Source organism: Nonomuraea sp. NPDC050663, assembly GCF_044456985.1.
GTDB lineage: Bacteria > Actinomycetota > Actinomycetes > Streptosporangiales > Streptosporangiaceae > Nonomuraea.
This window is the reverse complement of sequence record NZ_JBITGL010000002.1, coordinates 935,741-942,104: the sequence shown is the minus strand read 5'-3', so window position 1 is coordinate 942,104 and position 6,364 is coordinate 935,741. Positions and strand designations below refer to the sequence as shown.

Here is a 6,364-nt window from a genome sequence, read left to right as displayed (position 1 = left end):
CGCCAAACCCCCGGCTATCGTTTTTCCGCACACCCCGCGTAAGCCTTACCCTTGGGTTTAATGAGCCCCCGCCCGACACCCCGGGCGGGGGGGGGGGGGCCCCCCCCCCCCCCCCCCCCGGGGGTGTGGGGGTGGGCCGAAGGACCACCCCCACTAGACACAGCCCGAGCCCGGCCGGCGCCGAAGGCGCACGACCCGCGAGGCCCAAGCGGTTAGCCGCCGAGGCAGTTGGCCCCCAGCAGCTGCTTCAAGTCCCCCATGAGCGCCGGCGAGGGCGTCACCCGGTACCGATCCTCCACCCGCAGCACGGTGGTCCGTGGCCCGTTGTGCACCTGCAGGTGCACCTCCGAGGTCCCGGGGTGCGTGGTGAGGATCTCCTTCAACCGCGTCACCACCGGCGGAATGCACTTCTGCAGGGTCATCGACACCAGCAAGGGCCCTCCGGCCTCGACGGTGAGGTCAGGTGCCGACACCTCCATCGCGATGATCTTGCCCACGTCTTCGCGCTTGTCGATGCGCCCCTTGACGAACACGATCGCGTCCTCGGCGAGGATGGTGGAGCACAGCTGGTACGCGGAGGGGAAGATCATCACCTCGATGGCGCCTTCGAGGTCCTCCAGCTGGGTGAGCACCCAGGTGTCGCCCTTCTTGGTGACCTTGCGCTGCACCCCCGACAGGATCCCGCCCACGGTGACGATCTGGCCGTCGGGCCGGGATTCGTCCTGGAGCGCCGCGATGGAGCAGTCGGCCCCGGCGGAGAGGATGTGCTCGACGCCGAGCAGCGGGTGGTCGGAGACGTAGAGCCCGAGCATCTCGCGTTCGAACTGCAGCAGGGTGGTCTTGTCCCATTCCCCGACGGGGATCTGCACGTCGAAGGTCTGGTCTTCGCCGTCCTCGACGGCGCCGAACAGGGAGTCCTGGCCGATGGCCTCGTTCTTCTTGATGTCGATGATGGCGTCGACGGCCTGCTCGTGCACCATGACCAGGCCCTTGCGGACGTGGCCGAGCGAGTCGAAGGCTCCGGCCTTGACGAGCGACTCGATGACGCGCTTGTTGCAGACGATCGCGGGCACCTTGCGCAGGAAGTCCTTGAAGTCGCCGAAGCGGCCCTTCTCCTTGCGCGCGCCGATGATGCCGTCGACGACGTTGCCGCCGACGTTGCGGATGGCCGACAGGCCGAAGCGGATGTCGGTGCCGCGCGGGGTGAAGTCGAAGTCGGAGTCGTTGACGTCGGGCGGCAGGACCTTGATGCCCATGCGGCGGCATTCGTTCAGGTACAGCGCGGACTTGTCCTTGTCGTCCTTCACCGAGGTGAGGAGCCCCGCCATGTATTCGGCCGGGTAGTTGGCCTTCAGGTAGGCGGTCCAGTAGGAGACCAGGCCGTAGCCCGCCGTGTGGGCCTTGTTGAAGGCGTAGTCGGAGAACGGCAGCAGGATGTCCCACAGCGCCTTGATGGCGGCCGCGGAGAACCCGTTGTCCTGCATGCCCTTCTCGAAGAACTCGAACTGCTTGTCGAGCTCGGACTTCTTCTTCTTGCCCATGGCCCGCCGCAGCAGGTCGGCGCCTCCGAGGGAGTAGTTGGCGACCTTCTGGGCGATGGCCATGACCTGCTCCTGATAGACGATCAGGCCGTGGGTCGTGGACAGGATCTCCGAGAGCGGCTCTTCCAGCTCGGGGTGGATCGGGGTGATCTCCTGCTGGGCGTTCTTGCGCAGGGCGTAGTTGGTGTGCGAGTTGGCGCCCATCGGGCCGGGCCGGTAGAGCGCGAGAGCGGCGGAGATGTCTTCGAAGTTGTCGGGCTTCATCAGCCGCAACAGGGTGCGCATGCCGCCGCCGTCGAGCTGGAAGATGCCCAGGGTGTCGCCGCGCGCCAGGAGTTCGTAGGCCTTGACGTTGTCGAGCGGGAGCGCCAGCAGGTCGATCGTCTCGCCACGACCGGACTCGATCATCTTGATGCAGTCGTCGATGATCGTGAGGTTGCGCAGGCCCAGGAAGTCCATCTTGAGCAGGCCGAGCGACTCGCAGGTCGGGTAGTCGAACTGCGTGATGATCGCGCCGTCGGCGTCGCGGCGCATGATCGGGATGTAGTCGGTCAGCGGCTCCGACGACATGATGACGCCCGCGGCGTGCACGCCGGTCTGGCGGATCAGGCCCTCCAGGCCGCGCCCGAGGTCGATCGTCGCCTTGACGTCGACGTCCTCCTCGTAGAGCTTGCGCAGCTCTCCGGCCTCGTTGTAGCGCTGGTGCTCCTTGTCGAAGATGCCCGACAGCGGGATGTCCTTGCCCATCACCGCGGGCGGGAAGGCCTTGCTGATGCGGTCGCCGAGCGCGTAGGGGTAGCCCAGGACGCGTCCGGCGTCCTTGACGGCGGCCTTGGCCTTGATGGTGCCGAAGGTGGCGATCATGGCGACCTTGTCGGCGCCCCACTTCTCGGTGACGTACCTGATCACGTCGGCGCGCCTGCGCTCGTCGAAGTCGATGTCGACGTCGGGCATGGAGACACGTTCGGGGTTCAGGAACCGCTCGAAGATCAGGCCGTGGGGGATCGGGTCGAGGTCGGTGATGCCCAGGGCGTAGGCGACCAGGGATCCGGCGGCCGATCCTCGGCCGGGGCCCACCCGGATGCCGTTGTTCTTGGCCCACATGATGAAGTCGGCGACCACGAGGAAGTAGCTCGGGAAGCCCATCTGGATGATGACGCCGAGTTCGTTCTCGGCCCAGGCGCGGTGCTCGTCGTCGACGCCCTCGGGGAAGCGACGGGCCAGGCCCTCCCAGGTCTGCTGCCGGAAGTATTCCTCCTCGGTCATGCCCTCGGGCACGGGGAAGGTCGGCATGAGGTTCTTGAACTCGAAGAACCCGGCGGGGTCGACCTTCTCGGCGACGAGGAGGGTGTTGCGGCAGCCTTCCTGCCAGAACTCGTCGTTGGCGTGGATGGCGCGCATCTCGTCGGCGGTCTTGATGTAGTAGCCGGAGCCGTCGAAGCGGAAGCGGTCGGGGTCGGACAGCTGCTTGCCGGTCTGGATGCACAGGAGCGCGTCGTGGGAGGCGGAGTCGGACTCGTAGGTGTAGTGGGAGTCGTTGGTCACCAGCGGCGGGATGTCGAGCTCGCGCGAGATGCGCATCAGCCCGTCGCGGACGCGGCGCTCGATGTCGAGCCCGTGGTCCATGACCTCCAGGAAGTAGTTGTCCTTGCCGAAGATCTCCTGGAACTTCGCCGCCGCCTTCACGGCCTCGTCGTACTGCCCCAGCCGCAGGCGGGTCTGCACCTCGCCGGACGGGCAGCCGGTGGTCGCCATCAGGCCGTCGGAGTGTTCGGCGAGCGTCTCGGCGTCCATGCGCGCCCACTTGCGCACGAAGCCCTCGGTGTAGGCGCGCGAGGAGAGCTTCATCAGGTTGTGCAGGCCCGACTTGTTGCGCGCCCAGATCGTCATGTGGGTGTAGTAGCCGCCCGCGGAGACGTCGTCGCTCTTCTGCGAGGGCTCGCCCCACAGCACCGGCTTCTTGTTGTGGCGCATCTCGGGCGCCACGTAGGCCTCGATGCCGATGATCGGCTTGATGCCGGCGGCGGTCGCCTGCCGGTAGAAGTCGTTGGCGCCGTGCATGTTGCCGTGGTCGGTGATCGCGATGGCGGGCATGCCCAGGTCGCCGACCTGTTTGAACATCTGCTTGAGGCGCGCCGCCCCGTCCAGCATCGAATACTCGGTGTGCACGTGGAGGTGAACGAACGAGTCACTGGACGTCATGGAGCGGAGACCCCCTCAAGCTAGAGATGTGCGGCTCTGACTCTAGTGGCCCCGACCGACAGTCCGGCGCAGCCTCGCTAGACGCTGACGATCTGTACGGCACGCGCCGACCTTCCCGACACACCGCCCCCTAGGGCGTGTCCGGCACCCACCTCCCACCTGCGTCGATATCGTTGCGTAGTGAGTCGATCACGCGTTGACGAAGGCTACGAGCCGTCCCTGGGAAACCGCCAGGTCCAGATGATCGCGATCGGCGGCGCCATCGGCGTGGGCCTGTTCCTGGGCGCCGGGGGACGCCTGGCGGCCGCCGGCCCGGCGCTGGTGTTGTCGTACGCGCTGGCCGGTCTGGCCGCCTTCTACGTCATGCGCGCCCTGGGCGAGCTGGTGCTCTACCGCCCGACGAGCGGCTCGTTCGTGGAGTACGCGGCGGAGTTCATCGGCCCGTGGGCGGCCTTCACCAGCGGCTGGATGTACTGGCTGAACTGGGCCTTCACCGGTATCGCCGAGCTGACGGCGGTGGCCACGTACGTCGGCTACTGGGCGCCCGACTTCCCGAAGTGGCTCACAGCCCTGGTCAGCCTGGCCTTCGTCCTGGCCGTCAACCTCGCCTCCGTCAAGCTCTTCGGCGAGCTGGAGTTCTGGTTCGCACTGCTGAAGGTGCTGGCGATCTGCGCCTTCCTGGTCGTCGGCCTGGTGATGGTGATCTTCGCGGTGCAGGGCGCGGGTCCGGCCAACCTGACCGCGCACGGCGGGTTCTTCCCCAACGGCTTCCCCGTGGTGCTGATGAGCCTGCAGGCGGTGGTCTTCGCCTACGCCTCCATCGAGCTGGTCGGCATCGCGGCGGGCGAGACGGCCGAGCCGCGCAAGGTGATGCCGAAGGCCATCAACGGCGTCGTGTGGCGCATCGCGGTCTTCTACGTCGGCTCGGTCGTCCTGCTGGCGATGGTCCTGCCGTGGACGGCCTACAGCGCCGACGAGTCGCCGTTCGTGACGGTGTTCGGCAAGCTGGGCGTCCCGTGGGCGGCCGACGCGATGAACCTCATCGTCATCACCGCCGCGTTGTCGTCGTGCAACTCGGGGCTGTACTCCACCGGCCGCATCCTGCGCTCGATGGGCTTCAAGGGCGAGGCGCCCGCCTTCACCAGGAACCTGAGCGGCAGGCACGTGCCGTACGGCGGGATCCTGATGACGGCCGCGGTGTTCCTGCTGGGCGTGCTGCTCTACTCCTACGTGCCGGAGCGGGCCTTCAACATCGCCACCGCCATCGCCTCCCTCGGCGTGATCACCACCTGGGGGACGCTGGTGTACTGCCAGATCATGCTGCGCCGCACCGGGCACCGCTCCAGCTTCCCGATGCCGGGCTCGCCGTACACCAACTGGGGCACGCTGGCCTTCCTGGCGCTCGTGGTGGTGCTGATGGCCTTCGCCGACGACGACCAGCGCATCGCCTTCTTCTGCATCCCGCTGCTCGTGCTGGCGATCTGGGCGGGCTGGCGCATGGTCGGAAAAAGACGAACGGCCGGAAACGGGCGGGCGTAACGATCTAGAAGCCGGGTTATCCTCCCCGGAGAGGCAATCGGGGAGGATGACTCTGAACGCGGCGAAACGCCCACTCACGCATGCCGTACTTTCCGCCGTCCTCGGGGTCGCGCTCGCGCTGACCGCGTTCTGGACGGGTGCTTTCGACGTCGTCGCCTGCAAGGCTTTCTCCATCGGCTGCCCTGACACCTCGACGGGCGCTCTCCCGCAGGTCAGGCACCTCACGCCGAAGCAGGTCGCGCTCAGCGGCTCCTACATCGCCCTGGGCGACTCCTTCTCCTCGGGCGAGGGCGTCTACGATCCGGGCGCGCCGCCGATCGACCGGGGCGCGGGCCTGTGCCACCGCTCCAGCGGCTCCTACGTGCCGCAGATCACCAAGAGCCACCCGTTCGCGGGCGGGGCCTCGTTCTGGGCGTGCGCGGGCGCGACGACCACGAACCTGCTCAGGGGCCAGCACGGCCACAGCCCCCAGATCGACCGGGTGAGCGCCGAGACGAGCCTGGTGACGGTGAGCATCGGCGGCAACGACGCGGGCTTCACCGACGTGCTCAAGGAGTGCATCGTCCGGCTGCCGTGGTCGTCGAAGTGCGTCGAGCAGGAGCCCGCCGTGCTCAAGCGCATCGACGGCCTGGGCCCGAGGATGCGCGAGGTGCTGCGGGCCATCCGTGACCGGGCGCCGCAGGCCCGTGTCGTCGTGGTCGGCTATCCGCGGATCTTCCCCCGCGAGCCGGGCGGGCGCGTCGACAACCTCTCCCCCGACGACCAGCGCTGGCTGAACAGGGTCGGGCACCGGCTCAACGAGACCATCGGGGCGGCGGTGGCCGAGTTCGACCGCGCGATCGCGGCGTTCAAGGGTCCAGGCAGCGCGGAGTTCGTCGATCCGTACGACGCCTTCGACGGTCACGAGATCGGCCGCGCCCAGCCGTACATGAACGCTCTGGACGTCGACGTGGAGCGCCTGCTGGTCTACAGCCGCAGCTACCACCCGACCGCGGACGGCTACCGGAAGCTCGGCGAGTTGGTCGCCAGGCAGATCGATTCCGGCCCGGAGCGCCCACTTAACAACGTCACCCTGCCATAAA

Annotated in this window: 3 protein-coding genes; 2 read left to right on the top strand and 1 reads right to left on the bottom strand. The window is 67.7% G+C overall.

The genetic code is table 11. The features are described from left to right. Positions 1-212 precede the first annotated feature (212 nt). Complete coding sequence (gene dnaE, locus ACIBH1_RS09110) at positions 213-3,743, bottom strand: DNA polymerase III subunit alpha (protein ID WP_397313079.1); 3,531 nt, start codon at positions 3,741-3,743, stop codon at positions 213-215. 180 nt (positions 3,744-3,923) lie between these two features. On the opposite strand from dnaE, the gene ACIBH1_RS09105 reads away from it, so the two are divergent. Then, positions 3,924-5,282 carry an amino acid permease gene (locus ACIBH1_RS09105; protein ID WP_397313078.1) on the top strand — a complete coding sequence of 453 codons (1,359 nt, stop codon included), beginning with the start codon at positions 3,924-3,926 and terminating at the stop codon, positions 5,280-5,282. Between the two features lie 46 nt (positions 5,283-5,328). After that, complete coding sequence (locus ACIBH1_RS09100; RefSeq protein WP_397313077.1) at positions 5,329-6,363, top strand: SGNH/GDSL hydrolase family protein; 1,035 nt, start codon at positions 5,329-5,331, stop codon at positions 6,361-6,363. Position 6,364 lies beyond the last annotated feature (1 nt).